This window comes from Rhizobium cauense (assembly GCF_019511525.1).
Taxonomy (GTDB): Bacteria; Pseudomonadota; Alphaproteobacteria; order Rhizobiales; family Rhizobiaceae; genus Rhizobium; species Rhizobium cauense.
Genome location: NZ_JAEUAT010000009.1, coordinates 147,928 through 171,625 on the forward strand (window position 1 = coordinate 147,928; position 23,698 = coordinate 171,625).

General features: G+C 56.7%; 29 protein-coding genes. 16 read left to right on the forward strand and 13 right to left on the reverse strand.

All coding sequences use genetic code 11. From position 1 onward, the window contains the following. Positions 1 to 9 precede the first annotated feature (9 nt). Positions 10 to 321 carry a PepSY domain-containing protein gene (locus JNB88_RS18420; protein ID WP_220356695.1) on the reverse strand — a complete coding sequence of 104 codons (312 nt, stop codon included), beginning with the start codon at positions 319 to 321 and terminating at the stop codon, positions 10 to 12. Positions 322 to 793: 472 nt separating this feature from the next. Between JNB88_RS18420 and JNB88_RS18425 the strand changes: the two genes are divergently transcribed. Continuing rightward, positions 794 to 1,255: a GNAT family N-acetyltransferase gene (locus JNB88_RS18425; RefSeq protein ID WP_220356696.1), complete on the forward strand. Its 462-nt coding sequence runs from the start codon at positions 794 to 796 to the stop codon at positions 1,253 to 1,255. 768 nt (positions 1,256 to 2,023) lie between these two features. Here JNB88_RS18425 and JNB88_RS18430 read toward each other — a convergent pair. Beyond that, a complete protein-coding gene (locus tag JNB88_RS18430) occupies positions 2,024 to 2,383 on the reverse strand; it encodes a response regulator (protein ID WP_220356697.1) in 360 nt (119 codons plus the stop codon). A gap of 324 nt (positions 2,384 to 2,707) precedes the next feature. On the opposite strand from JNB88_RS18430, the gene JNB88_RS18435 reads away from it, so the two are divergent. From JNB88_RS18435 to JNB88_RS18445, 4 genes are all read left to right on the forward strand, one after another. Next, positions 2,708 to 3,052 carry a hypothetical protein gene (locus JNB88_RS18435; RefSeq protein ID WP_220356698.1) on the forward strand — a complete coding sequence of 115 codons (345 nt, stop codon included), beginning with the start codon at positions 2,708 to 2,710 and terminating at the stop codon, positions 3,050 to 3,052. A gap of 115 nt (positions 3,053 to 3,167) precedes the next feature. Beyond that, positions 3,168 to 3,302, forward strand: a complete 135-nt coding sequence (locus tag JNB88_RS34165; RefSeq protein WP_262928078.1) for a hypothetical protein — start codon at positions 3,168 to 3,170, stop codon at positions 3,300 to 3,302. 101 nt (positions 3,303 to 3,403) lie between these two features. Then, positions 3,404 to 4,021, forward strand: coding sequence for a flavodoxin family protein (locus tag JNB88_RS18440; protein ID WP_220356699.1), 618 nt, complete (start codon positions 3,404 to 3,406; stop codon positions 4,019 to 4,021). Between the two features lie 8 nt (positions 4,022 to 4,029). Next, a complete protein-coding gene (locus JNB88_RS18445) occupies positions 4,030 to 4,689 on the forward strand; it encodes a UdgX family uracil-DNA binding protein (protein WP_420832195.1) in 660 nt (219 codons plus the stop codon). Between the two features lie 47 nt (positions 4,690 to 4,736). Here the strand turns inward: JNB88_RS18445 and JNB88_RS18450 are convergent, their stop codons facing one another. The 4 genes from JNB88_RS18450 to JNB88_RS18465 form a co-directional block, all read right to left on the reverse strand. Further along, a complete protein-coding gene (locus tag JNB88_RS18450) occupies positions 4,737 to 5,045 on the reverse strand; it encodes a DUF3175 domain-containing protein (protein WP_220356701.1) in 309 nt (102 codons plus the stop codon). A gap of 63 nt (positions 5,046 to 5,108) precedes the next feature. Beyond that, positions 5,109 to 5,429: a plasmid stabilization protein gene (locus JNB88_RS18455; RefSeq protein WP_220356702.1), complete on the reverse strand. Its 321-nt coding sequence runs from the start codon at positions 5,427 to 5,429 to the stop codon at positions 5,109 to 5,111. Positions 5,430 to 5,861: 432 nt separating this feature from the next. Continuing rightward, positions 5,862 to 6,368: a GNAT family N-acetyltransferase gene (locus JNB88_RS34645; RefSeq protein ID WP_220356703.1), complete on the reverse strand. Its 507-nt coding sequence runs from the start codon at positions 6,366 to 6,368 to the stop codon at positions 5,862 to 5,864. A gap of 271 nt (positions 6,369 to 6,639) precedes the next feature. Continuing rightward, positions 6,640 to 7,137 carry a cupin gene (locus tag JNB88_RS18465; protein WP_220356704.1) on the reverse strand — a complete coding sequence of 166 codons (498 nt, stop codon included), beginning with the start codon at positions 7,135 to 7,137 and terminating at the stop codon, positions 6,640 to 6,642. A 317-nt stretch (positions 7,138 to 7,454) separates the two neighbouring features. Here JNB88_RS18465 and ligD point away from each other — a divergent pair, with 317 nt between their 5' ends. The 3 genes from ligD (at position 7,455) to JNB88_RS18480 (ending at position 10,828) form a co-directional block, all read left to right on the forward strand. Beyond that, a complete protein-coding gene (gene ligD / locus JNB88_RS18470) occupies positions 7,455 to 10,106 on the forward strand; it encodes a DNA ligase D (protein WP_220356705.1) in 2,652 nt (883 codons plus the stop codon). 339 nt (positions 10,107 to 10,445) lie between these two features. After that, positions 10,446 to 10,592: a hypothetical protein gene (locus JNB88_RS18475; RefSeq protein ID WP_220356706.1), complete on the forward strand. Its 147-nt coding sequence runs from the start codon at positions 10,446 to 10,448 to the stop codon at positions 10,590 to 10,592. Next, the gene (locus JNB88_RS18480; protein WP_220356707.1) at positions 10,589 to 10,828 is read left to right on the forward strand and encodes a hypothetical protein; all 240 of its coding nucleotides are present in this window, start codon (positions 10,589 to 10,591) and stop codon (positions 10,826 to 10,828) included. Before JNB88_RS18475 ends, JNB88_RS18480 begins: the two co-directional genes overlap by 4 nt. Before the next feature lie 179 nt (positions 10,829 to 11,007). Here JNB88_RS18480 and JNB88_RS18485 read toward each other — a convergent pair whose 3' ends face one another. From JNB88_RS18485 to JNB88_RS18495, 3 genes are all read right to left on the reverse strand, one after another. Beyond that, a complete protein-coding gene (locus JNB88_RS18485; RefSeq protein ID WP_220356708.1) occupies positions 11,008 to 11,496 on the reverse strand; it encodes a nucleotidyl transferase AbiEii/AbiGii toxin family protein in 489 nt (162 codons plus the stop codon). A gap of 72 nt (positions 11,497 to 11,568) precedes the next feature. Further along, complete coding sequence (locus tag JNB88_RS18490) at positions 11,569 to 11,745, reverse strand: nucleotidyl transferase AbiEii/AbiGii toxin family protein (RefSeq protein WP_220356709.1); 177 nt, start codon at positions 11,743 to 11,745, stop codon at positions 11,569 to 11,571. A gap of 269 nt (positions 11,746 to 12,014) precedes the next feature. Then, positions 12,015 to 12,923 (reverse strand): DMT family transporter, encoded by a 909-nt coding sequence (locus tag JNB88_RS18495; RefSeq protein WP_220356807.1) that lies wholly within the window; start codon positions 12,921 to 12,923, stop codon positions 12,015 to 12,017. Positions 12,924 to 13,457: 534 nt separating this feature from the next. On the opposite strand from JNB88_RS18495, the gene JNB88_RS18500 reads away from it, so the two are divergent. Then, positions 13,458 to 14,381 carry an ArdC family protein gene (locus JNB88_RS18500; RefSeq protein WP_220356710.1) on the forward strand — a complete coding sequence of 308 codons (924 nt, stop codon included), beginning with the start codon at positions 13,458 to 13,460 and terminating at the stop codon, positions 14,379 to 14,381. Between the two features lie 90 nt (positions 14,382 to 14,471). On the opposite strand, the gene JNB88_RS18505 is transcribed toward JNB88_RS18500, so the two are convergent. Both JNB88_RS18505 and aptA read right to left on the reverse strand, forming a co-directional pair. Further along, positions 14,472 to 15,425 (reverse strand): sulfonate ABC transporter substrate-binding protein, encoded by a 954-nt coding sequence (locus JNB88_RS18505; protein ID WP_220356711.1) that lies wholly within the window; start codon positions 15,423 to 15,425, stop codon positions 14,472 to 14,474. Positions 15,426 to 16,219: 794 nt separating this feature from the next. After that, entirely contained in the window at positions 16,220 to 17,554 is a 1,335-nt protein-coding gene (gene aptA / locus JNB88_RS18510) for an omega-aminotransferase AptA (protein WP_220356712.1), read from the reverse strand. Positions 17,555 to 17,696: 142 nt separating this feature from the next. Here aptA and JNB88_RS18515 point away from each other — a divergent pair, with 142 nt between their 5' ends. From JNB88_RS18515 to JNB88_RS18530, 5 genes are all read left to right on the forward strand, one after another. Beyond that, a complete protein-coding gene (locus JNB88_RS18515; RefSeq protein ID WP_220356713.1) occupies positions 17,697 to 18,245 on the forward strand; it encodes a cupin domain-containing protein in 549 nt (182 codons plus the stop codon). Between the two features lie 267 nt (positions 18,246 to 18,512). Next, positions 18,513 to 19,136, forward strand: coding sequence for a DUF433 domain-containing protein (locus tag JNB88_RS18520; protein WP_220356714.1), 624 nt, complete (start codon positions 18,513 to 18,515; stop codon positions 19,134 to 19,136). A gap of 3 nt (positions 19,137 to 19,139) precedes the next feature. Then, a complete protein-coding gene (locus JNB88_RS33690) occupies positions 19,140 to 19,343 on the forward strand; it encodes a DUF5615 family PIN-like protein (protein WP_338111011.1) in 204 nt (67 codons plus the stop codon). Then, positions 19,333 to 19,503, forward strand: coding sequence for a hypothetical protein (locus JNB88_RS33695; RefSeq protein ID WP_223217244.1), 171 nt, complete (start codon positions 19,333 to 19,335; stop codon positions 19,501 to 19,503). The genes JNB88_RS33690 and JNB88_RS33695 overlap by 11 nt, the downstream gene beginning before the upstream one ends. 308 nt (positions 19,504 to 19,811) lie before the next feature. Beyond that, the gene (locus JNB88_RS18530; RefSeq protein ID WP_081930995.1) at positions 19,812 to 19,958 is read left to right on the forward strand and encodes a DUF1127 domain-containing protein; all 147 of its coding nucleotides are present in this window, start codon (positions 19,812 to 19,814) and stop codon (positions 19,956 to 19,958) included. A 658-nt stretch (positions 19,959 to 20,616) separates the two neighbouring features. On the opposite strand, the gene JNB88_RS18535 is transcribed toward JNB88_RS18530, so the two are convergent. Together JNB88_RS18535 and JNB88_RS33700 are read right to left on the reverse strand one after the other, a co-directional pair. Beyond that, on the reverse strand, positions 20,617 to 21,075 hold the full coding sequence (locus JNB88_RS18535) for a DUF3597 domain-containing protein (protein WP_220356715.1): 459 nt from the start codon (positions 21,073 to 21,075) through the stop codon (positions 20,617 to 20,619). Positions 21,076 to 21,131: 56 nt separating this feature from the next. After that, positions 21,132 to 21,347 carry a hypothetical protein gene (locus JNB88_RS33700; protein WP_420832196.1) on the reverse strand — a complete coding sequence of 72 codons (216 nt, stop codon included), beginning with the start codon at positions 21,345 to 21,347 and terminating at the stop codon, positions 21,132 to 21,134. A 139-nt stretch (positions 21,348 to 21,486) separates the two neighbouring features. On the opposite strand from JNB88_RS33700, the gene JNB88_RS18540 reads away from it, so the two are divergent. After that, positions 21,487 to 23,172 (forward strand): sensor histidine kinase, encoded by a 1,686-nt coding sequence (locus tag JNB88_RS18540; protein WP_220356716.1) that lies wholly within the window; start codon positions 21,487 to 21,489, stop codon positions 23,170 to 23,172. Then, positions 23,169 to 23,528: a response regulator gene (locus JNB88_RS18545; protein WP_220356717.1), complete on the forward strand. Its 360-nt coding sequence runs from the start codon at positions 23,169 to 23,171 to the stop codon at positions 23,526 to 23,528. The genes JNB88_RS18540 and JNB88_RS18545 overlap by 4 nt, the downstream gene beginning before the upstream one ends. The last annotated feature ends 170 nt before the right edge of the window (positions 23,529 to 23,698 follow it).

A 23,698-nucleotide genomic window follows, 5' to 3' on the forward strand; every position in this document is an offset into this window, starting at 1 on the left:
GGCCTCCGCTTACTTGGCCATGGTCACGTTGCCCTGAAAGTCCAGGGACACGCCCCCGTTCTTGCCGTCCTTCTTGGCCATCGCCCGCCAGACGCCCTGATCGTCGAGCTTCAAGCCGGTGACATCCGTGTAGCCGGCCCCCTCAATGCGCTCTTTCGCTTGCGCTTCGGTAAAACTGTTCTTGCCTGCGACAGGAGCGCCCGGATTGTGTTCGGTGTTGATTGCCGGGGTCGTCTGGGACGTCGACGGCGTCTCGCTTTGCGCAAAGACCGTTGTCGCCGAAAGAAGAAGGCCGACGGAAAGTGCAGTGATTGTCTTCATTGTGGATGTCTCCTTTATTGCCGAGAAAGAACCTCGAAAAATCGAGTTTGTTCCGACGGTTATGTGTTGGATGCCGTGTTTTTATTCATGACACCCTTGGCAACGGCTATGCTTTTAACGCACTACGAGGCTATGCCAATGGTTGAGAAGAGACGTGGTTGTGGTGGTTCAATCCAAAATTTTCCAGCGTGATCCGACCATCGGCAGGCTATCGGAGCTGACACGACACTCCCGGCAGATGTCGCCGGCCAAAACCCGTGGGGGCTTCGCGCAGGCGCAGAATAGATGCTGAACTGCAAAGGACGGCGGGCCAGCTTACGATGCATCTTTTCGTATCCTCGTGCGTTGTCTGCCAGGTGCGGATAAGAATTGAACATGTTCTTGACACCGACATCAAACCGCGTCGGGCGACGGTGGTAACGAAAAGGACCGGCCAGCGCGAGTTCGACGGCCGCTTCCCGGTGGAGCTAATATGAATTACGTCCAGGCTTTGCCAGAACATGACGCCACCATCGTCGTCCACTACCTTGCGATCTGGTCGTCGTACGGAACGCCCCCCGAGCATCTGCAGGAAGACGCTATGGAAATTACTCGCGGTTTTATCGAACGCGGCCGCCGCGATCGCCAATTGGCGTCGTTCATCGCATTCGATGGCGAAGTCGCAGCGGGCTCCGTCTCCTGCCATTATCACCTGACGCCCTATCCCGCAGTGCTAAAGCCCAAGTATGCCCTTAACGGGTACATTTGGAGCGTCTATGTCGATCCGGCATATCGAAGGACAGGTGTTTCCGCCAAGCTTGTCGAGATGGCCATCGAACATCTTAGAGAAGTCGGGTGCACCAGCGTCGTGTTGCACTCTTCTGAGGCGGGAGAGAACCTCTATCGAAAACTTGGGTTCGAGCTGGCCCGGGAGATGCGACTGAAACTTGTATGATGGATCGGTCCGACCAGGGCAACGATGCTCAAGTTGGTCAAAGTACGACAACTCATAAGAAACCCCGCCCGGGGGCGAGCGGGGCTCTTGTCTACGAGACAGGTGTGGAGTTCAGGAGAGTCCGCCTATCCCGCGCTCGTCTAACACCGATACGCGAAGTTCGTTCCTGACCTCATGATTAAAAAAGTCCCCCGCAACCGGCAGCTGCGGGGGAGAGTGTGTAGGAGCTGTCACACCGATAAGCGGAATGTGACAGTGATCGAACCTCTACTGCCGGCCAAAGTTCCCACATCCGAAAAAACCAGATGCAGGGGTCGTGGGCCGCTGGAAGGTGGGAGAGACACTCCCTCGCACGGTCCATGACACAAGATACTCCGCGTCGCGAGCACTTGGGGCGGCTATTGGTTCAACAAGGATGCAAAAACAAATCGTTTAGCTGGAACATGGTCCCGGGCTTATACTGGTCCATTGCCCTCATATGGAAAGGGCGTTGGTAACTGTGAGCTGACTGCTCGCCTCCCAGGTATAACGGAGGGAAACGAGATGCCTTTCCCTACCCCTCATGTTCCGTGTGCGGTAGCTGAAGATCAGCTCGAAATGCTGGAACGCATTTGCACGGAAATAACCGCTGCGCCATGGTTCGTCCAAGACGAAGTTCTCGAACGAGAGTTCTTAAGCCGGGTCGTTTTCATTTTCACCCGTGGTCTCGTGGTCGAGGACAAGCTGAGGAGCTATGCCTACGTTATGGCGCGCGCACGTTATCAGCGCTCACATGGGCCCGAAGAGCGCTTCGACAACGTTATAAAACTCAAGAGGCTTGCTGACTAGGCGGTAGCCATCAAACCTAGCGGGAGTTGGAAGGCGTGGTTCACTTGAGGCAAAGACGAACGGTACTTCTCGAGCCGATAGGGCCTCGGCGATAGAAAACGCGTCTTCCGCGCTGACCCGGAGGTCTAAGATTGCCGCGTCGATGTATTCCGTCGCAATAATCTCCAGCGCCAAATGGACCTTTGCTATAGGACCCACGATTGTAGTTCCGCAGTCGACAAACGCGGAGAGAAGGTCGGTTGCGAGAAAGTGGCCGGCCTCGACAACGAGAATGGTTTTGCCTGGCAATCGGTCGTCCATCCTTGCCCCGCTCGAAATGGGAGCGGCCTCTGCTTGTCCTTTGATTGTAACCTAAAACCTGGCGTCTTCGTTCCTTGATTCACCGAACATTTCGATCGCATGGGGGATGGAATCGCTGCCGGTAGGAGCATAAAGTTGATCGGTTCAGGCGATAGATGCCGCCGGTGTTTGGACTTATGAGGGAAGCCGCGTCACGGGTCATTTAGGTCCTCCCTCAAGTGCAGGATAAAGCTGCGGTGGCGCATGCATGCGCGGGAACATGGTTCATTCGTGACTGGTTAGGGTTTACCGTCTCGTCCCCACGACGGAGAAAGGAGCTCGCCCATGGCCAAGTCAGAGTCAGAGCAGAAAGCCGAACTGATTGCGAAAATAAAAGGCCGGATTGCTGCGATCAGGGCGGTCACGATCCCACCAATGACTTATGTATTGGGGTGGGAAGACAACCGATTTGTCGGTCCACCCGACGACAGGGGTGAGCCGAAGATCGTCCCCTTCGAGGAGGCCATATTTTTTGATGGTCACGAGGCTGCGGCTCTCGACTGGCTACGCAATGGCCGCACGGATGGCAATAGAGAATCCCCAGATATGATACTCGCCATCCTCGCCCAGCACCAAGCCATCAATGAACTTGAGATAGCCATCGCGCACACTGAGACAGGGAAGGCGTGAGCCCAAACTCTAACGACACAACCTGTCCCAATGAGATGTCAGTGACAATCAGGAAGCAAAGTAGGCAGGTGAAGCTGTTTCGTATCGGCGGCAGGAAGCTGTGGGAACGATCATCGTGCTGGATGCTTATGCTCTGGCGGAGAACTCGGCTGCATCGATCTTTGTCTGCACGGCATTGCAGATCGTATTTCTGTCCAGCTTGAATTTCGAAAACGGGATTTCCTACCAGCGGGACCTCGTTGAGAACTGAACTGGCTTCGACGCGTTATCAGAACAGGTGGTTTCGTCGAACGTTCCTGTTGTTCAATCGCTTTACGCCAGGCATGGCGACTGCATCCTGAGAGGCCCAAAATGACCCTAAAAGCACTCGTTTTCAACAGCTCGCTGAAATCATCTTCGGCGCCGGAGAAATCATCCACCGGCAGCCTCATTGAGCTGATCGCAGAAGAGTTCAAAAAGCATGGCGTCGAAACCGAAACAATCCGCTTGGCGGATCACAATATCAAGCCGGGTGTGACATCGGACGAAGGCGAGGGCGACGCGTGGCCGGAACTCCGTGAGAAAGTCCTGAAAGCTGACATCCTCCTGATTGGCACGCCAATCTGGCTTGGCCAGCCCTCGAGTGTCTGCAAGAGGGCGCTGGAACGGATGGATGCATTTCTCGAGGAGACCGACGATCAGGGCCGCATGGTTTCCTATGGCAAGGTCGCCGCTGTCGCCGTCGTTGGTAACGAGGATGGTGCTCATCATGTATCGGCCGAATTGTTTCAGGCACTCAACGACGTCGGCTTCACCATTCCCGCGAACGCAGTCGCTTACTGGGTCGGTGAAGCCATGGGCTCGACCAATTTCGTCGACCTGAAGAAGACCCCGAAAGAGGTGAAAACCATGATCACCACACTGGCGCGCAATACCGCACATTTGGCGAGTGTCCTCAAGAGGGCGCAGTACCCCGGCGAAAGCGAGTAAAGTCAGCTATGGCAGCTCGATCGGCGCCGCATATGCCACCCGCCTTCAACGAACCGCATGCGGAAGAGCGTGGGCTCTCCACCCTTCGGGCCAATGCGAAGGTGTGCGAGCGCTGCGATCTCTACAGGAACGCCACGCAGACCGTCTTTGGCGAAGGGCCGGTCGATGCCGAAATCATTCTTGTAGGAGAGCAGCCAGGCGATCGGGAGGATGTCGCCGGCAGACCGTTCGTAGGGCCAGCCGGACGCGTCCTTGATGAATGCCTGCACGATGCCGGGCTCGATCGGTCGCTCTGTTATGTGACGAATGCCGTCAAGCATTTCAAGTTCGTGCCGCGCGGCAAGCGGCGCATTCACTCAAAACCGAATGCCGGTGAAGTGCAGCGATGCGCTTGGTGGCTGGGTGGTGAAATTGAATCGCTGAAGCCCAAGCTTATTGTAGCGCTTGGCGCTACTGCCCTTTATGCCTTGATGGGTCGAGGGGTCGGTTTAACCAAGGAGCGGGGGAAGGTGCTCGACAGCGTGGTTGGCCTGCCCGTGCTGGTGACAATCCATCCTTCCTACTTGCTTCGAATTCGAGATTCGAGTGATCGTGAAAAGGAACGGTCGCGGTTCGTAGAAGATTTGCAACAAGCCGCGAGTGTAGTTGTGAAGCTCAGTAAGCCCTGAAGTCACGACGGTATGCTTTCGGCCATGGAAAGAACCGAACCGCGCTCCTAGCGCTTGGGCGATTTGCCGAAATCCTTGCGCAGCTCATTCTTTGCACGGGTCAACGTGGCAAGGCGGGATTCGGAAAGCTGTTTGCCGGCACGATTGATGTAGAAATTTAGCATCGACATCGCCGACTGAAACGGACTTGCTTTGCGCCTTTCGCTTCGCTCGGCAGATCTCTTCAGGGAGTCCGCAATCTTTTTGGCGCCGCGCTGCTTGAACACACCGCCCTCCAAGTCCATAGCGTCGCTGTGATCCGTCACGTCCTGCGACCACTTTTTCTTCGAACTCTTGCCCGGGGTCTTCTTGGCCATCTTCGGCTTCCTTGTCACCGAACTGCTCGACACAGTGGTCGTGCGCGCGGCAACTCTGCTTCTCTAGTGGTGGGCTCGATGCTCCGCGTTCCGCTTGCGAGTGGCCGCGGCTTTCTTCGCAGACGCCGATCGATCAGCTGCCGATCGCGAGGCAGCAGCTTTCCCGCCCTTTTTTCCACCTTTATGCGCCGCCGGATGGCCGGTGTGCTTGCCGTCTCCAGAACCGCCAGCCCTCTTGCCACCGCCGTCGTCCTTATTGACGGTTGCCCACGCGCGACGCTCGGCTTCGTCCTTAGAAACGCCGCGATCCTCGTAGCTTTCGGCGATGTGGTCTGCCTTGCGTTCCTGCTTGTCGGTATACTTCGATTTGTCACCACGGGGCATGGGATTTCCTCCTTGGTTAATAATGAGTTCGAACGTTCGCCCGTGGTGTTGGTTCCCACCCCACTGTTCTGTCAGATCGAAGGGTCGCGACAGGCATTTGCAACGAAACTCAGCAACCGATGCTTCGGGTGTGGACATGGACGATAACGCGGCCGGAAATAACCATTCAAGCTTCATCCCTTTGCGCGATATGCAACCGACAGCTCAATTCAGACGGCACTCATTCGAGCCCCTTCCTTCGTGATCAAAAGGAGCAAATCTCAGTAGAATGTCGGCTTCACCACCCAAGTTGAAGACCAGCGCGTTGACGTCCAGGCCCCCCGCATCATTTGCGATCGAGCCGTTGGCGGAGCCTGGTCGACATTTATCTCTGCGATGTGGGATAGCGCCGTAATATCAGGGGGCTGTTGACGATTGTGCGCACAATTTCCGTCACAGCCTCATCTCAAAAAAAACCAACCAGGTCCGGAGGTCGTCCGTTAACTCGTAATAAGGTTCAATCTGCTTGAAGCCTATCCGTCTGTAAAGACGCATCGCTTCGTTCTGTCGGTGACTCGTGTCCAGTCTCATCCGATCGTATCGGCGTGCACGGGCCTCATCGACGATCCGGTTCGCTAGTGCGTAGCCAACGCCCCGTCCGCGAAATTCGGGCGGTACGAACATCCGTTTCATTTCGCAGATGCCATCTCCCAAATCGCGTAGTGCTACGCATCCGGCGGGCTTGCCGTCCAAGTAGGCTATCAATAAGCTCCCTGTGGGACGTGAATAATATCCGGGAAGCGTCGCTAGCTCTCGCTCAAATGCAACAGCGTCAAAATACCGGTCGATCAGTGCGATGTCTTCGACATGTCTCTCTCGATGCCACGCCACGAACGAGGTCAGCAAAGACCGCACGGCGTCGAGTTGAGACGGTAATTCTGCCTCTATGACCTCAGTCATCTCAAGACTTTCACTGCGTCACATAATTTCATGATAGCGGCTTCTCGGACAGCGTACAATTAATTTGCCCGGGATTGTCCGGCTTCCTTCAGCATCCCCATCCTCAATCTTTCAAGGGTAGGCTCCGTTATAAGGCCGGAAGGTAGCGATGGCGGGTCTAGCTTTTGTGATCAAGAGGTTGGGGCCCGGAGCGTACTTTTGGCTCTGCTCCTAAAGGACCTCGACCCCTCGCGCCGTGGTAGGGTGCGGCTTGTCAGCCGCTACGAAACTTCTAGCTGCACCAAGCCTTCATCATCGGTCGTCCTGTCGGGCCGTTGACCGGATCGGTTTCGGGCGCGGGAAGTGAAGCAATTGTCTCCATAGCGCCCTTGGACGGTGCGCTCGTTTGAATGTCGGCATGTTGACCTACGGGGTAAGCGCCGACGACCTCGAAGTTGTCACTTGCCCCAAGGTTCATATGTCCGGTCCCGGCGGGAAGAAGAAGACAGTCCCCCGCTTTGACAGAAAACGTCTCACCTGTCGGGCCTCCGATTAAAAGTCGCGCCTGGCCCTTTCCAACACCAAGAACCTCATGGGCGCCGGTATGATAGTGTTGGTAGTCAAAAACGCCGTTTCGCCAGACACCTTGCCATCCATGTGACGTAAACAAGCGTGCAAAGTCCTCGGAGCCATCTTCTGTGAGAAAAACTGAACGATAGAGCAGAACGGGAAAAGCAGGGTTGTTCGGCACCCAATCACTCTTTTTGAAGGTAATCGCGTAAACTTGCATTGTTCCTCCACGTGGTAAGAGCCAGCTCAACAACAAACCAGTCAGATGATGTTTTGTTCGATTGCGAGAGGTCATCGTCCAGAGAGCGATGGCAGCTCGGAACCAAGGCCGTTTCCTGTTTCGCCGTGTTTTGTAAAATGTGACTATTGATACGGAGACGGGCCGACAAAATCGGGCATCACCCGTCAAGCAGATCCTTCACGCGCACCTTCATCGCGCCGGTTTTGCTCGCCTATGCAGGTGCCCTCAAACTTCCCGATTCTGGAACTTTGGATGCTGATCGGCATTTCGTCTCTCATCCGAGATCGAGATCAGTCATGGCCGACAATCTTACCACATACCGTGCGAAACGAGATTTCAAGAAGACCGCCGAGCCTCCCGGTGAAGCCTCTGTGAGACCGTCAAATCGACCTCGCTTTGTCATTCAAAAGCATGACGCTAGTCGCCTCCACTACGACTTGCGGCTCGAATTGGATGGCGTCTTCAAGTCCTGGGCAGTGACCAAGGGACCTTCGCTGGATCCGCGAGACAAGCGGCTCGCCGTCGAAGTCGAAGATCATCCACTCGACTATGGCGATTTCGAAGGCACTATCCCAAAGGGGCAATACGGTGGCGGCACAGTCATGCTTTGGGATCGCGGCTATTGGGAGCCCGAAGGAAATAAAACCCCTAAGCAGGCACTCGCAAAAGGCGACTTCAAATTTACACTGGATGGCGACCGTCTTCACGGGAGCTTCGTCTTGGTCAGGATGCGCGGGCGCGAAGGCGAAAAGCGCAATAACTGGCTACTCATCAAGCATCACGACGATTATTCCGTCGACGAGGATGGCGCGGCGGTTCTGGACGAGAACGATACGTCTGTTGCGTCCGGCCGAACGATGGAAGCCATCGCTTCAGGGAAGGGGCGCAAACCCAAACCCTTCATGACTAGGGACGGCGCCATCACGGCTGACGCTGTTTGGGACAGCAACGAAGGGCTAGCCTCAGATGAACGGAAAAAAGCGTCCAAAATCAAGACGCAGCCTGTCAGACGGGCGAAGACATCCAACATGCCAGACTTTATTCCTCCGCAGCTGTGCGAAACTCTCGAACGGCCGCCTTCTGCTAAAGGCTGGCTCCACGAAATCAAGTTCGACGGCTATCGCATCCAGATGCGCATTCGGGACGGGGAGGTAACCTTGAAGACCCGAAAGGGGCTCGATTGGACGAAAAAATATCCCGCGATTGCCGAATCCGCCCAAAAACTTCCAGATGGCATCATCGACGGTGAGATTTGTGCTCTCGATGAAAATGGCGCTCCGGATTTTGCCGCCTTGCAGGCCGCTCTTTCAGAAGGGAGGACCGACGATCTGGTGTATTTTGCTTTTGATCTCTTGTTCCAGGGAAGTGAAGATCTGCGTGAGCTTTCGTTGACGAAGCGAAAGGATCGGCTCGCGACCTTGCTCGCTGACGCCGGTCAGGATCCCCGTCTCAGGTTTGTCGAGCACTTCGAAACCGGCGGGGACGCGGTCTTGAAATCGGCATGTAGGCTTTCCCTGGAGGGTATCGTCTCGAAAAAAGCAGATGCCCCATACGAGTCTGGAAGAACCAAGAGCTGGGGAAAATCAAAATGTCGGGCAGGGCATGAGGTTGTCATCGGGGCCTATGCCACCACGAGCGGCAAGTTCCGGTCGCTATTGGTGGGCGTTAATCGAGGTAGTCACTTTGTCTATGTTGGCCGCGTCGGGACCGGGTATCGAGCGAGTGTGTTGGACAAACTGCTTCCACGCCTGGAAGAGATGAAATCTCCCAAGTCTCCATTCACGGGCATCGGCGCTCCAAAAAAAAGTCCGGATATCGTCTGGCTAAAGCCAGAACTGGTCGCTGAAATCGAGTTTGCTGGTTGGACCGCGGACGGGCAAGTGAGACAGGCCGCATTCAAGGGGTTGCGTGAGGACAAGCCCGCTGCCGAGGTTGAGGCGGAAAAACCTGCCAACCCAGCGGCATCGGAAGTTCCGGACCCCCAAACTGGCAAGGCCGAGAAGCCAAAGCCCTCGAACTTCCGCAAGGGCGCTAAGGTCGAGGTCATGGGTGTGCTGATTTCCAGCCCCGACAAGCCGCTGTGGCCCGATGCCCTTGACGACGAACCGGTCACGAAAGTGGATTTGGCCAGGTATTACGAAGTCGTCGGTCCGTGGCTCATCAATCACATTCGTGGGCGACCGTGCTCGATAATCAGGACGCCCGATGGCCTCGGGGGCGAGCAGTTCTTCCAACGCCACGCGATGCAAGGAACATCGAACCTCATCGAGCAGGTGAAGGTCTCAGGAGACAAGCAGCCCTATCTGCAAATCGACCGCGTCGAAGGATTGGCGGCTATTGCCCAAATCGGTGGCACGGAATTGCATCCATGGAACTGCGAGCCGAACCAGCCGGAAGTTCCAGGACGCTTGGTGTTCGATCTTGATCCCGGGCCAGATGTCGACTTCACCACTGTAATAGAGGGTGCACGGGAAATCCGAGATAGGCTTGAAGAGCTGGGACTAGTCAGCTTCTGCAAGACAACCGGCGGCAAGGGTCTTCACGTCGTGACGCCGCTGTTGGTGCCAAAGGGAAAAAAGCTGACATGGGATGAAGGTAAAGCTTTCGCGCACGATGTCTGCCAGCAAATGGCCCGAGACAATCCAGACCTCTATCTGATCAAGATGTCGAAGGCTCAGAGAGAGGGTCGTATCTTCCTTGACTACCTACGCAACGACCGCACCTCGACGGCGGTAGCGCCGTTGTCGCCGCGTGCCCGTCCAGGTGCGATCGTCTCCATGCCGCTGAACTGGACACAGGTCAAAGCCGGTCTTGATCCGAAGCGCTTCACCGTCCGGACAGTGCCGGGTTTGCTGAAGAGTAGTACGGCATGGCTAGACTATTGCGAGGGCCAGCGCTCCCTCGAACAGGCGATCAAGAGGTTAAGCCGGGAATCCAAGCGCGCCTGAATTGATATATTCCGTGGAATTCGACAAAACTCTCGGGAGGTTGCCAATATCTTCCCTCGCGGGGTGCCAGCTCCTAAGCAGATCGACCCTCTAGGCTCACTTGCCCGATTGGATTGCGACAACCAGGACCACCTGCGAGACGGCCAACGCCTCGTGCCTCATCGCTTCACGGAAAATGACAGATCCTTCGTCGCCAATTTTGTCGTTGGACGGCGGGTACGAGGGCAAGATATATCCACTCCGTGCGATTGACCGGCACGTTTTTTTCGATGGCGCGAGTGCCACGGAACCAGTTTGACAGTTTAACGTTTTCTCGGACCCACAGGAACTGGAGGCCACATGAAAGCGGTCCTGATATCCACTTCCATCACAGTCGCCTTGCTGGCAGTCGCCGCTGCCTATGTCCTGCCGACAGTCAAATCGCCCGGGAGCGCGCGCGAAATGGCCTTGACAGACCGGTCGGGCAATCAGGAGTTTCTTAAATGAAGGTTGATCCTCGAAATTCGTCATATCGGGCCCTGTCGGAGGCCGTCAGCCGGTGGTTCGAATACTATGAAACCGAGTACGATGAAGCGGCATCTGAAACACTTTGCAATGCAGCCGTTGACCTCTTCAACGAAGGCTACCGATCCACGGATGACATAGCATCTCTTCTCATCGGCGCCTATGTGGGTATTTGGTTCACCCGGATTAACGCGCCGACGTCCTCCGCCATCCACTAGAACCAATGGTTACGCGCAATCTCGATGAAGAAAACCAATTCTTCCTTGCGCAGCCCTGGTTGCAGCGCTTGGATGTGCGTCGTCAGTCGTGTCTGATTGATGACCTAACTCGTCCTCAGACCGCGATGGCAACGGAACATTCGGGCCACCGCGGGAGAGGCCAAGTTTCGTCATCATAATTAGGAGCCTCTCTTCTCGGGCTCTGGGTCTTCCTCAATTCCTAATTCCGGCCACGTTCCCCTCGCGGCCTGCCTGAGACCCTCGATTATCTCAACAGTTCTGCTGTACTCCATGTCAAGAACGTCCGTCGCGTGCCGAATTTCCGTTTTGTTGAGGAGCAGGTTTAGTACCCCTTTCATCTTGCGAGGGATGTCATCCCCGTACGCATGCTCGGCCTTCGCAATGGCCTCTGCGTCCAATCCGCCGTGGGCGGCGACAAGGTGGCCGAGATCGATTGCGTCGCGGTACGCGACTGACCGGTCGAAGCACCGATCCGCGTTGGCCAGCAGCTTTTCCGCAAACATATCACGAACGCTTAGAGTGGGTACGACTAGGCACGGATGCGGTTCTCCCGCGAGTTCAATTCTGGCCTCGCGCACGCTCAAACTTGATCCTCTGGCCTCGGAATTCGAGAAGCAGTCGTACGCTCGTAGCATCAGCGTGGACATCTCGGAGCGCCCTTGCCGTTCCCGGGAAAAGCGAACCGATACCGCGGGCTTCGAAGAAGCCGTTTCTGAGTTCTAGTCAGCGAAGTCGGCACAGAGAAAGTCGACGTCGAGTGACTGGCGGTATTCATCGAGGCTGAGGACGATCGCAGTTCCGCCCCCGAAATAGCACTTGCTGTCGATCAGAACGTCCTGTTTCATCGACGCAAGAAGTTCGGCGATGATGTTATGTTCGGGACGTTTGAATGCCATGATTTCATCCACTGATTCCAAGCAGGATCGTGCGAGAATCATCGGTTCCGCAGGTGTGTGATATCGAGCCTTGAAAGCCAGTTCCTGGCCAGACAATCGCTTGGCTGAGGTTCAATTAGGTTCGCTTGGACATATAGCGCCCTTAATCTTAGCGGTTGGTGACCCAACCCGGCTTTTCCCTCAGCATTCTACATACTCCCTCTCTGCTTTCCATGTCGGATCTACGCAAATCCACTCTCTCATAAACGACGCTTTCGACTTCACTGGCGTCAAGGCATAATCCCTGACGCGCTCGCCGGGTTGTTCTTTGAATGCGCACGTGGCTCTCGCCACATTGTGAACAGCCCCGCAGCCACAACGATTGCAGTGCCAAGCAGCATGTTCCAACTGAGCGTCTCGCCAAAAAACAACACCGCGATTACAGCGCCTACGACGAGCTGGAGGTAGGTCAAGGGCTGAACCTCCGATGCCTGCAACGTGTCGTAGGCTCGGATCAGGCAATAGTGGCTGAATGCGCCACAGATCGCGAGCGCTGCCACGAAAGGCCAGTCTGCCTGGGCGATCGGCGCCCAGTAGAAAGGACCAAGTATGGAGATTGAGGCCGCTCCGCCGACAGCCGTGTAGAACAGGCTCGTGAACGCCCGATCCTGGCGACTGACTGCTCTGGTCGCTACGCTGTAAGTCGCAAACATAAAGGCGCAGGTCAGGGGCAGCAGAAGGTAGGCGTTAAACTCGCTGCCCGTGGGGTTGATGATCAGGAGTACCCCGAACAACCCCGCCACAACTGCCAACCATCGTCTCCAGCCGACATGTTCGCCCAGGAATGGGATCGACAACACAGTCACGATGAGAGGGGATGCTTGAAAGATCGCTTGGGTAGTTGCAAGGCCGGTATGGGCAAGCCCGTAAACGAAAACCGCAATCTCGGCGACAAGCAGCACACCGCGCAAGACTTGGAGCACGGGATGTTTTGTGGTCGCCACCGCACGAAGGCCACCTGGACGTCGCGATGAAAGCAGAATGACGAAGGCTGCGAAAACCCAATAGCGTATCATCGTGATATAGATTGGGGGGTATCGCTCACCGAGGTACTTCGAGAAGCTGTCCTGGACAGCGAAAATAACCACGGCCAGGAGAGTGAATGCGTATCCTCTCGCCTTGTTTTTGTCCTTGAATATCTATCCGCCCTCCGGCTTGGCTCTTTCGAGAGCCGCTCATCTGGCAAGGCGTCTAGGCGAGCCGCGTCGAACGCTCAAGGCCACAAAGCTGCAGATCTGGCCCCCTTTTTCTTATTCGACCAGTTGTGACCATTTGACCACGAGTAAACCACACCGCTCGATGGCTCGTTGTCGTAACAGGCGCCAGTGAAGAGGGGGAACTGCATCTCTTTGGAAGCGACATAGGGCGTCGGGGCTTTCAACCGATCGGCCATCGGCCGAAGCTATCATCACCAATTTTCCCAATCCTCTTGGCAGCCATATCGTCCGCCGATGCTCGGCTTGTCTGCCTGCCATTGAACGAGCCCGTTCGGTGGTCGCGTCTCGCGTCCTGCCCCGGCTTGAGGTCCTGCCGGGCCCGCGCCGTCCCGCAACGGCGGTGCCGTCCTTCACTGGCGTTGCGGCCCTTTCGGGTGCGGGCCAGCGCTTGCAGCCCGGCGTTCGGACCGCCGTAGCAGGTCGCGATGGTCGCGACCGTGAAACGGAGGTTCGAACATGAACAGGCAATCAACAAAGCAACGGCCCGATCTCTACAGCCGCATCACCGACAAGATCATCGCCGAACTCGACAAGGGCGTGCGACCCTGGATGCAGCCCTGGAATACGACACAGCCGCACGACCGCATCACCCGGCCCCTGCGCCACAATGGCCAACCCTATTCCGGCATCAACGTCGTGCTCCTCTGGTCCGAGGCAATCTCTCGCGGCTTCAAGTCCGCGACCTGGATGACCTTCCGTCAGGCCCTGGAACTTGGCGGCGCGGTGCGCAAGGGCGAGACCGGCACGACCGTGGTGTTCGCCAGTTCCTTCATCCGCACCGAGACGGACGAGATTGGCCAAGAGGTCGAGCACGATATCCCATTCATGAAAGCCTACACCGTCTTCAATGCCGATCAGATCGATGGGCTGGATCAACGCTTCCACCCACTTCCACCGGCGCAGGATCCGATGACGCGCATCGGACATGCCGACCACTTCTTTGCCAACACCGGTGCCCTGATCCGGCATGGCGGATCGGCGGCATATTATGCCCCGGCCCGCGATTACATCCAGATGCCAGCTTTTGAAACCTTCCGCGACGCGCAAAGCTACGTTGCCATCCTCAGTCACGAGCTGACCCACTGGACGGCGGCTGCGCATCGACTGGATCGCGACCTTAGCCGTTACGCCAAGGACAAGCACGAACGCGCCCGCGAGGAACTGATTGCCGAACTTGGCAGTTGTTTCCTCTGCGCCGATCTTGGCATTGTTCCAGAACTCGAACCACGGCCCGACCATGCGAGCTACCTCGCATCCTGGCTCGAGGTTCTCTCCGGCGACAAGCGGGCGATCTTTGCTGCCGCCAGCCACGCACAACGCGCTGTCAGCTACCTGCATTACCTGCAGCCCGACAGCATCATCGAAGGGGAGGCGGCGTGAGCCGTCTCCTCTCACAACGCTAACTGCCACAGAAGATCGCGGTGTTCTGATTGAAGGCCGGTGTGCCGTAAGGCGCGGCACGGAACCAACTTAAGCCTTCACCTTTCGCACCACGTCCGCAATCCGCACCGGTTTTGGAATGAGCTTAAGCTCGAAGAACGTGTCAGCGATCGCCTGCTGCTGCGCAACGACAGCGTCGTCCAGGCTTTTGATGCCGTAGGACTGGCGCTCGAGCGCCTTGATAAGGACCGGCTCCGGTATTCCAACGGAAGGCGAGAGTTCGGCTGCTGCTGCGGCCGTGTCGGACTTTGCCCACTCGTCTATTTCCGCGATGGCCTGGATCAAAACCTCAACCGCCTGCCCATGGGTGTCGGCAAGTGAGTTCGTTCCGAGATAGAATTGATGGTTCGGGACAATTCCTTCCCCGTTTCTAAGCTCGCGGGCTTCAATGGCGACCTCCGCAGCCGCCTGGAACGGGTCCCAGATAACCCAAGCGTCCACGGCGCCTCTCTCAAAGGCTGCCCGCCCGTCAGCAGGTGCAAGGAACGAGGGTTCGACATCGGCATAGGTTAACCCGGCTTCTTCCAGTGCCTTAACAAGAAGATAGTGCACGTTTGAGCCCTTGTTGAAGGCGACTTTTTTGCCCTTCAGGTCCTTCACCGATTTGATTGGACTGTCTTTTGGTACGAGTATAGCTTCGCCCCGCGGTGCGGGTGGCTCGTGGGCAATATAAACAAGCGGTGCGTTCGCGGCTTGCGCAAAGATCGGAGGCGTCTCTCCAGTTGAACCAAAATCAACCGATCCGGCGTTCAACGCTTCGAGTAGCTGGGGGCCACCAGGAAATTCCGTCCATTCGACCGTATAGCCGATTTCCTCGAATTTCTTCTCAAGCGTCCCTTTTCCCTTGAGAAGCACCAGCGTGCCGTATTTCTGATAGCCGATGCGGATGACCGGGTCAGCGGCCTTGGCCTTCTCAAACCCAGTCAACGGTACCGCGACAGCGCCGGCGACGAGCATTGCAAAATTGCGTCTGGTGATGTCCATGGTTCCCTCCGAACTGCACTCGGCGAACATTAACCAATGTCTACTAAATAGCTAGAATTTGCATTCTCCAGCCACCCGCCTGAAAGAAACGGCTTTTCGATAGGCCCGCCGCTTCCAACGACTTCGTTTCAGTCCCGCCGATCGGGGCTTGCGCAGAGGTCGGTCGTGGTGGTTTGACGCGAAGGCACTGTACAGGCCGCCAGTTGGCGTATTTCTGAGAGTTTCGGCAACCCGTCCACAAAGAGGATACAAGAGACCGTCTAGACGATGCCGATCATTGGGATGCGTAGGGTCATGGTCAGGGAGCCTGGTCAACGTGAAGGCAAGGGTTTGAGGGTCCACGGCCAAAACTTCTGCGGCCAGAAAAGAGCACCACCGCACGCGCATAGCTGCATTGCACAAAAAATGTTTTCCATCTGATCAAAAATCCGGCATAACGCCTATAGCTGATGCACATGGCGGCCTCCTCCCAGTTGCGCCGCAGCAGCTGTTCCCCTCTGGAGGTTTTGACCTTCACATCTCATGGGCCGCGATTTTCGCTGGCCCATTTTTTTCTTCAGATTTGGGTTGTATAACTGACCCTCGTGTCCGTCGAAGGCCATTTCCCATCGCAGATGCCTCCCGCCGCCCTGCCATACTTTCCATATCCGACGAAGGCCAAGGGGCCTCCTGAACTCGGAGCGAGCTGAGCAGCAGTTACGCTAACGCGTCGCTTAACAAGCCCAGAGGTCTTTGATTGCCGGTCACTGCTAATCCAAGCAGCGCGGGCAGGCTGACCCGCCCGCGCTGAACTGTCATGCCACGCGCTTCAGGGCATCGGCAATCGTGGCGACGATTGTTTCAATCTCGCTTTTCTCGACAATGAGCGGCGGCGAAAGGGCTATGATGTCGCCGGTGACGCGGATGAGGAGCCCCTTCTTGAAGCAGTCGACAAAGACGTCATAGGCGCGAGCGCCTGGTGCGCTTTCACGGGGGGCGAGTTCAACGGCGCCGACAAGTCCGAGGTTGCGAATGTCGACGACGTGCGGGTTCCCCTTTAGCGAATGGAGCGCATCCTGCCAGTAATCGGCGAGTTCGGCTGCGCGCGTTAGAAGACCTTCCTCTTCGTAGATCTCGAGTGTGGCGAGGCCGGCCGCGCAGGCGACCGGGTGTCCGGAATAGGTGTAGCCATGGAACAGCTCGATGGCGTTTTCAGCGCCGACCATCAGGCCATCATGGACCTTACGGCTTGCGAATACCGCGCCCATGGGGATGGCACCGTTCGTCAATCCCTTCGCTGTCGTGACAAGATCCGGGATGACTCCGAAATAGTTTGTGGCGAATGGTGTGCCAAGGCGCCCAAACCCTGTGATGACTTCGTCAAAGATCAACAAGATGCCATGCTTGTCGGCAATCGCGCGCAGTTTCTCGAGATAGCCCTTCGGAGGCAGGATGACGCCCGCGGAGCCTGACATTGGCTCGACGATAACAGCCGCGATGGTTTCAGCACCATGCAATTGGACAAGACGGTCGAGATCATCCGCAAGCTCGACGCCATTGGCTGGCAAACCCTTGGAGAACGCGTTTTTCTCGAGATCCAGCGTGTGTCGCAAATGATCCGCGGGGATTTGTGGGAACATCCGGCGATTGTTGACAAGCCCGCCGACGGAAATGCCGCCGAAGCCAACGCCATGATAACCCTTCTCGCGTCCTATGATGCGCGTGCGGGTGCCCTGGCCGATGGCACGCTGGTAGGCGATGGCAATCTTGAGCGCCGTATCAACAGATTCCGAGCCGGATCCTGTGAAGAATACACGGTCGAGGCCGGCCTGCGCGCCCCCTGGTGCAATCTTTGCAAGTTTTGCCGCAAAGTCGAAGACGACAGGATGGCCCATCTGGAAGGTCGGTGCGAAGTCCAGGGTCGAAAGCTGGCGCTCTACTGCTTGGGAAATCTTCTTGCGGCCGTGACCCGCATTGCAGCACCACAAACCGGCCGTGCCATCGAGGACACGGTTGCCGTCGACGTCGGTGTAGTACATGCCCTCTGCCGATGCGAGGAGGCGCGGAGCAGCTTTGAACTGCCGGTTCGCCGTAAAGGGCATCCAGAAGTTATCGAGTACGGGTTCATTCTTCATGTTCATCTGGTCCATCGTGCCCTCCTTTGGCTTAGATGAACACATCAGGTATTTGGAAAGGACGAACAAGCCCTTTTCTTGTGTCGCGTAACCTGTTGAATGCATGTCGTTTGAGAGTTAGTGTTTTAGATATCCTGAACAACCAGAACAGTCCACAATGTCCATCGATATCGGTAACCGCCTTCGCTATGTGCGAACCGCACACAACATGTCCCAGCGTGAACTCGCAAAGAAGACGGGCGTCCCAAACTCGACGATCTCGCTCATCGAGTCGAATAGCACCAACCCTTCCGTGGGTGCATTGAAGCGCATACTCGACGGCATCCCGATCGGTTTGGCGGAGTTCTTTGCGCTGACGCCAGAAGCGCCGAAGAAGGCCTTCTATGCTGCAGAGGAACTTGTTGAGATCGGGAAGGGGGGCATCTCATATCGGCAGGTGGGCGAGAACCTGTTCGGGCGCAGTTTGCAGATACTCAAGGAATGCTATCAGCCGGGCACTGACACCGGCAAAGTCCCCCTCGTTCACGAAGGGGAGGAGGGCGGAATCGTGCTTTCCGGGAGGCTGGAGGTCACGGTCGACCACGAAAGGCGCATCCTCGGACCTGGAGACGCCTATTGTTTCGAGAGCCGCCGTCCGCATCGCTTTCGATGTGTGGGACCAGTGCCGTGCGAAGTCATCAGTGCCTGCACGCCGCCGACCTTCTAGCGGACCAAATTCCATGTCGGGAACGATCGCCGTAAGTGTCCATTATTGGGCGGCCTGACGGGGCCTAAGCGGAACGGCGGTTGCGTAATTTTCTCGTAGGAAATTGTTGAATGTGTCCTGTAGGTGTCCGGTCTGGTAAGCCGAAGATGCGCCTCTATTCCAGAGCACTGCATCGCAGAAAAGGAAAGTGCTTGAACAAGCCAAGTTGCCGTCGGTCTTCACAAGGGTAACCAATTATATTATATGTTCTCTCCAAGGAGAACAATTATGGCTGTGACATCACGCGCTTACACGCCTGCGGAAGCAGCGGCTGTCAGCGAGGTCGCTGTGAAGTCGGTGCACAACGCAATCGATAAACGCATCATCGCGCGACGCCTTGCAGAACATGAAAAGCGAGCGCTTTCCGACGAGGACCTGCTGCGCCTTAAACTCTGGTACGGAGTCGGCTCGATTCTGTCTGCAGAACGGCGCCAGCAGCTGTTTGACATGATCGACCAGAATCCCGACGCAGATACCGTGCGTGCAGATGACTATCTCATCGTGGATGTCGCCCGTGCACGTGAGCAACTTGCTGCGCGCGCCGAAGCGCTTAATGAAGCGGAGCGGGTCATCGAGAGCGTTAAAGGTGTTGTTGGCGGCGAGCCAGTCTTCAAAAAAACCCGTGTTCCCGTCAGAACCATCGCCTCGATGAAGGCGCAGGGCGCAACAACCCGGGAGATTGTCGAAGGCTATCCGTCGCTCACCGAGCGCATGGTCGAACTTGCCGAGATCTGGACAGCGGCTCATCCAGCACGAGGCCGACCCCGAAGGCTCTCCGAACTCGGCGCGACCGTGAAATCCACAAAGCGCCTCTCGCTTCCTAAAATCGTCGATAAAACTTCCGGCAACTGACCCGTGAAGCTTCTCATTGATGAGTGCCTACACACGTCTCTCGTGGCCGTTGCACGGGACAGCGGCCATGACGCCTTCCATGTCAACTGGCTCGGCTTGAGCGGCGAAGCAGATTGGGATCTGATGCCGCGGATTGTTGCCGAGGACTACACTAACGCCCGCGATTTCAGAAAGCTCTATGCAAAGGAAGAGTTGCATGCGGCCTGATCATCATCGTTCCTCAAGTCGTTCCGGCAATGCAGAGGTAGCTATTTGCTCGTATCTTGCAGGAGCTGGTCGCGGCGAGGAGCTTCTCAACGAGGTGATTGAGATCACGATTGAAGCTGATGAGGTGCTCCTGACGCGCTACACGCTACCGATATCGTAGCCTTCGCCAAACTGTTCCCTTCCTGTGTCGGTACACCTGAGCAGGTCCTGGCCCTTGGTGTGTTCTTTTGGCGATCCGACGAGGGGGCTTTCATGTGTGGTCGGATGGTCGAGATCACTTGTACTCAATCTGCTGCAAGGTCGCATCGAAGCCTGAGTTCCAATCCGCGTTATGCGTTGCGTGCATGACTGGGATCTCGACTTCGCGCTGCAACATCAAGCCGCTTTGTATTACATAGCTCTCATCGAAGCGAACAAAGCGCCAAGGACTGGCAGCTGAGCTTCGAAAGCCCAGGAAAGGGGATTATCATGAACGTAGCACGCTCTTTTAACAATTGGCGCAAGTACCGTCAGACGGTCTCCGAGCTTGGCCGCATGAGCAACCGCGAACTGCACGACCTCGGTATTGCGCGTGGTGACATTCGCAGCATCGCCCGGGCAGCAAGCGCCCGCTAACCAGCGGCCGTTGCCAGTCGGCATTTGTAGCGCTCGCCTTGCGGCGGGCGCTTTTTTATTGCGTGCCAGGATGAGCTAGCCTCGCGATAGGCGCATAGCGCATAGCTCCCCTGCAAGGATTTGCCTACTCTTTGAGCGCAGATCGTGTACAGATATTTTCAACGAAGCAATGCACCTCCTCCCGCAGAGCTTCGGGCAAAGCAAGTAGCGACACCCTCCTCCCTTGGGCTGCTTGCAATGAACAACGGCTATCCTCCTCCCAGCTGTTGTTCGATAGTTTAAAGAGCCTGCCGCACCTCCTCCCGCGGCAGGCTCTTTTTCGTTTTGAGATCCGGTTGGGCAACGTGGCTTCCTCCAGCTTCGGTTGCCGCCTTGCGCAGGCGGCTCCACCAGACTCCGCTGCATTCACGAGTTGTCGCGAGCAGGTAGAGCGATGTCGGCCGTTGCTGGGAGCTTGTTCGCGCGTGTGTGGCCATGAGCAGGCGAGGCGTTCGTGAATCCATAGCGACACCATCGGCGACAGGAGTGGTCAACACGAACCACGTCGTGGGCGAACCGCCTTCGCCAGTACCAACGCTGTAAGGGAGTCGGCGGACCTCGATGAGCCGGAGTTCAACTCCACTGTGCCACATCAATTCGATTGAGAGCTCGAAATGCCTTAGTTGATAAGATCGGGCGGCACCCTTCCGCCGTTTTCAGACAGTCTCTTCATGAGCGTCTTGTGCAGGAAAGTGTTCATCTTAGCACTATCGTTGGCGTCGCCGGTAAAGCCGAATTCCTTCGCCAGCTCCTTGCGCTCCTGAAGGCTTGCATCCATGCCAAGCGCCTTCATCAGGTCGACTATCGAATGTCGCCAGTCGAGTTTTTGCCCTGAATTCTTTGCCGCGGCGTCAAGCGCATCCTCAACATCGACCTGAGGCGCAGGTGTTGGCGGCGGAGCGCCGGTGGCTGGATCCGTAATAATGGGAGGGCGCTCGGCGATCTGATCCGATTGAGGCGCTCCTGGTCCCGGTGGTGGAACAGCACCGCTTGCTGTGTTGGATGACGCAGCGTGCGGCAAGGGAGTCGCCTGTGCGTCTCCAAGAATGGCATTCCTTATGCGGTCAAATATGCCCATGGCATTTCTCTCATCTGGCAGCCAGGATGTCCCGCCGAGGGCTGGCTACGCACGGCCTATAGGCCGATTTCCTGAGTTACAGTCTGGATCGACGGGACCTTTCTCTTCGCCGCCATAAGGAGATCAAGCTCAATCGATGACGGGCCAAAGCGAAAGAAAAGATCCTCTGCTTCTTGCTCATGTAGTCCATACCGCGCCTGAAACTCTTCCATCGTGTAGGCACGGCCTCGGACCGCCCGGCGGCGTTCGAAATGACGATCCAATTGCATCACTGAACCTCCTTCTTTTCTCGCGACGAAATGATTGTTGAGGGAATTTGTTCCACTATATCCGTCGGTTGAGGCGCAGAATTGGCCGAATAGCCAACCTAAGGGGGACATGCTACGACTTGATCGTAAAAGAGGGGACCACATGAAGCTGAAGCTCGTAGCGGTCGCAGTAGCGGCCCTTGCGCCCGTTTTAGCGATGCTCGCCTATAACGAAGTCGCGCTGCGTGCCGAGAGAAACGAAGAGGTTAGAGCCAACGCTGCGCAGGCCGCCCGCCAGGCGTCCTCCGAGGTCGAGCGCATCATCGAAGGCGTACACGCCATGCTCGTGTCGGTGTCTGCGATGCCGGCCGTCAGACACCTCGACGCCAAGACTTGCAATGAGGGGCTGAGATCGGTGGCTGAGAACGTTCCAAACGTTCGCACTGTCTTTGTCCTGGACATCAAGGGGGCGCCAGTTTGTGGTAGCCAGCCGATAGCAGCGGATGCGACGTTTGCAGACCGTGACTATTTCAAGGATGTGATGGAATCCCGACAGATGGTGGTCGGTACCTACACGAAAAGCAGGGTCTCGGACACGATGGTCCTGCCGATCGCGATGCCGGTCATGGAGGGTGATGCCATCAAGGCGGTGCTCGTCACCGGTGTCAGACTTGACTGGCTGCAAAACCGCATTACCGAGCGTGGTGTCTCAGCCGGAAACGCGGTAACCATTGCAGACCGAACGGGGACAATTCTTGCGCGGGTTCCGCAACCCGAACGGTTCGTCGGTACCGTTATCCCGGACGATTTCCAGACACTCGTACATGCCGACGAGCCCGGCGTCATCGATGTCAGGAGCCAGGATGGCACTGAGCGGATTCTCGGGTACCGTCCTATCGCCCTACCGGGCAGCCCACTCTATGTCAGCGCGGGTTTCTCCAAGGACGAAGCATTCGCTCAAATTAACAGGTCAACGCTGGCGAGCGCTTTCGGGATCTTCGGTGGCGCACTTCTTGCTTTTGTCGCTGCGTTCTTCATTGGGGACAGGTTTCTGCTGGCGCCGATCGAGCGTATAGCCCAGACAATGGATCGCTGGCGCCGGGGCGATACGAAAGCCCGGACGCGCATGAGAGGAGCTGACGAGCTATCCGCTGTTGGAACCACGCTTGACGATCTGCTCGACGAGCTCGACCGGCGTGGTCTTGAAAACGAGCGAGCCGGTGAGGAGCGCGCTTTGCTGGTGAGGGAGCTCGCGCACCGCGTCAAGAATGGTTTCGCGCTGGTTCAGGCAATTGCACGGCAAACCTTCTCAAAATCCGAGCCCAACCGATATCGCTCATTCTCCGAGCGGCTGACCGCCCTTGCTCGCACCTATGACCTGCTCCTGACGAAGGAAGCCACGACATCATCCGTTGCTGAGATTGTCGCTGCTGCGCTCGAGGCTCATCTCGGCAGCGAAGATGATCGCGTCCGTCAATCCGGGCCGAACGTCATTTTGCCAGCCGATCTTGCGCTACCTTTGTCGTTGGTCGTTCATGAACTGGCGACAAACGCGAGCAAGTACGGGAGCCTCTCCAACGAGACTGGTAGCGTGGAGATCGATTGGACCATCGAGAACAAGAGGCTTCGGTTTCTTTGGACAGAGTCCGGCGGCCCACCCGTCGCTCAGCCCTCGCGTAGGGGCTTTGGTTCAGTGCTGATTGAACGGGCGTTTCCGGCAAAGGCGCAGGCGGAGCGTCGGACCGCCTACAATCTCGACGGGCTCACCTTCGAAATCGTCTTCGACACAATGGAACTTGAGCCCGATTTGCCAGTTTCTGGTGATGTGCAGCCGGGGTTGAGGACGTGAACAAGATCAAGGTGTTGGTCGTTGAGGACGAGCCGGTCGTCATGATGATGACAGTGTCAGTCGTCGAGGACGCCGGCTTCGAAGCCCTTGGGGCCGAAAACGCAGACGCCGCGATTGCAATCCTTGAGAGCGTTGATGGCATTCGGATCGTTATGACCGACATCGACATGGCGGGGAGCATGAACGGTTTGCAACTCGCGGCGATCGTAAGGAAACGGTGGCCGCTGATCAAGATTGTTGTCGTCTCTGGCAAGCAGCACCCGGCCGCAAACGAGCTTCCCACCGGAGGGGTGTTCGTTGCAAAGCCTTACAACCCCAGGACTATGGCCGACATGTTGATGCGCATGTCCGAGTAGGGTCCTCGTTTGAAGGTGGCCCTGCCAGAACAAAGTTAAGAAAGCAGCCGACGAATATCAAATCCTCGCGCCCCTGCAGGCATTCTCGCCTTTTGGCAAGAGCTCGTCGTCGGCGCTATTGAATCTCAGGCTAACCGAAACCATCTCGTTTTCATCCCAACCACTAAGGA

What these genes read in the sequence shown, in the direction of transcription:
- JNB88_RS18455 (WP_220356702.1), bottom strand. Translation starts at nt 5,429, where the DNA reads ATGCCCCGTGGTGACAAATCGAAGTATACCGACAAGCAGGAACGCAAG.
- JNB88_RS18450 (WP_220356701.1), bottom strand. Translation starts at nt 5,045, where the DNA reads ATGGCCAAGAAGACCCCGGGCAAGAGTTCGAAGAAAAAGTGGTCGCAG.
- JNB88_RS18485 (WP_220356708.1), bottom strand. Translation starts at nt 11,496, where the DNA reads ATGTCCACGCTGATGCTACGAGCGTACGACTGCTTCTCGAATTCCGAG.
- JNB88_RS18480 (WP_220356707.1), top strand. Translation starts at nt 10,589, where the DNA reads ATGAAGGTTGATCCTCGAAATTCGTCATATCGGGCCCTGTCGGAGGCC.
- JNB88_RS18530 (WP_081930995.1), top strand. Translation starts at nt 19,812, where the DNA reads ATGAACGTAGCACGCTCTTTTAACAATTGGCGCAAGTACCGTCAGACG.
- JNB88_RS18465 (WP_220356704.1), bottom strand. Translation starts at nt 7,137, where the DNA reads ATGCAAGTTTACGCGATTACCTTCAAAAAGAGTGATTGGGTGCCGAAC.
- JNB88_RS18445 (WP_420832195.1), top strand. Translation starts at nt 4,030, where the DNA reads ATGGCAGCTCGATCGGCGCCGCATATGCCACCCGCCTTCAACGAACCG.
- JNB88_RS18440 (WP_220356699.1), top strand. Translation starts at nt 3,404, where the DNA reads ATGACCCTAAAAGCACTCGTTTTCAACAGCTCGCTGAAATCATCTTCG.
- JNB88_RS18420 (WP_220356695.1), bottom strand. Translation starts at nt 321, where the DNA reads ATGAAGACAATCACTGCACTTTCCGTCGGCCTTCTTCTTTCGGCGACA.
- JNB88_RS18490 (WP_220356709.1), bottom strand. Translation starts at nt 11,745, where the DNA reads ATGGCATTCAAACGTCCCGAACATAACATCATCGCCGAACTTCTTGCG.
- JNB88_RS34645 (WP_220356703.1), bottom strand. Translation starts at nt 6,368, where the DNA reads ATGACTGAGGTCATAGAGGCAGAATTACCGTCTCAACTCGACGCCGTG.
- JNB88_RS18500 (WP_220356710.1), top strand. Translation starts at nt 13,458, where the DNA reads ATGAACAGGCAATCAACAAAGCAACGGCCCGATCTCTACAGCCGCATC.
- JNB88_RS18515 (WP_220356713.1), top strand. Translation starts at nt 17,697, where the DNA reads ATGTCCATCGATATCGGTAACCGCCTTCGCTATGTGCGAACCGCACAC.
- JNB88_RS18540 (WP_220356716.1), top strand. Translation starts at nt 21,487, where the DNA reads ATGAAGCTGAAGCTCGTAGCGGTCGCAGTAGCGGCCCTTGCGCCCGTT.
- JNB88_RS18425 (WP_220356696.1), top strand. Translation starts at nt 794, where the DNA reads ATGAATTACGTCCAGGCTTTGCCAGAACATGACGCCACCATCGTCGTC.
- JNB88_RS18475 (WP_220356706.1), top strand. Translation starts at nt 10,446, where the DNA reads ATGAAAGCGGTCCTGATATCCACTTCCATCACAGTCGCCTTGCTGGCA.
- JNB88_RS18430 (WP_220356697.1), bottom strand. Translation starts at nt 2,383, where the DNA reads ATGGACGACCGATTGCCAGGCAAAACCATTCTCGTTGTCGAGGCCGGC.
- aptA (WP_220356712.1), bottom strand. Translation starts at nt 17,554, where the DNA reads ATGGACCAGATGAACATGAAGAATGAACCCGTACTCGATAACTTCTGG.
- JNB88_RS18505 (WP_220356711.1), bottom strand. Translation starts at nt 15,425, where the DNA reads ATGGACATCACCAGACGCAATTTTGCAATGCTCGTCGCCGGCGCTGTC.
- JNB88_RS33695 (WP_223217244.1), top strand. Translation starts at nt 19,333, where the DNA reads ATGCGGCCTGATCATCATCGTTCCTCAAGTCGTTCCGGCAATGCAGAG.
- JNB88_RS18435 (WP_220356698.1), top strand. Translation starts at nt 2,708, where the DNA reads ATGGCCAAGTCAGAGTCAGAGCAGAAAGCCGAACTGATTGCGAAAATA.
- JNB88_RS18535 (WP_220356715.1), bottom strand. Translation starts at nt 21,075, where the DNA reads ATGGGCATATTTGACCGCATAAGGAATGCCATTCTTGGAGACGCACAG.
- JNB88_RS18520 (WP_220356714.1), top strand. Translation starts at nt 18,513, where the DNA reads ATGGCTGTGACATCACGCGCTTACACGCCTGCGGAAGCAGCGGCTGTC.
- ligD (WP_220356705.1), top strand. Translation starts at nt 7,455, where the DNA reads ATGGCCGACAATCTTACCACATACCGTGCGAAACGAGATTTCAAGAAG.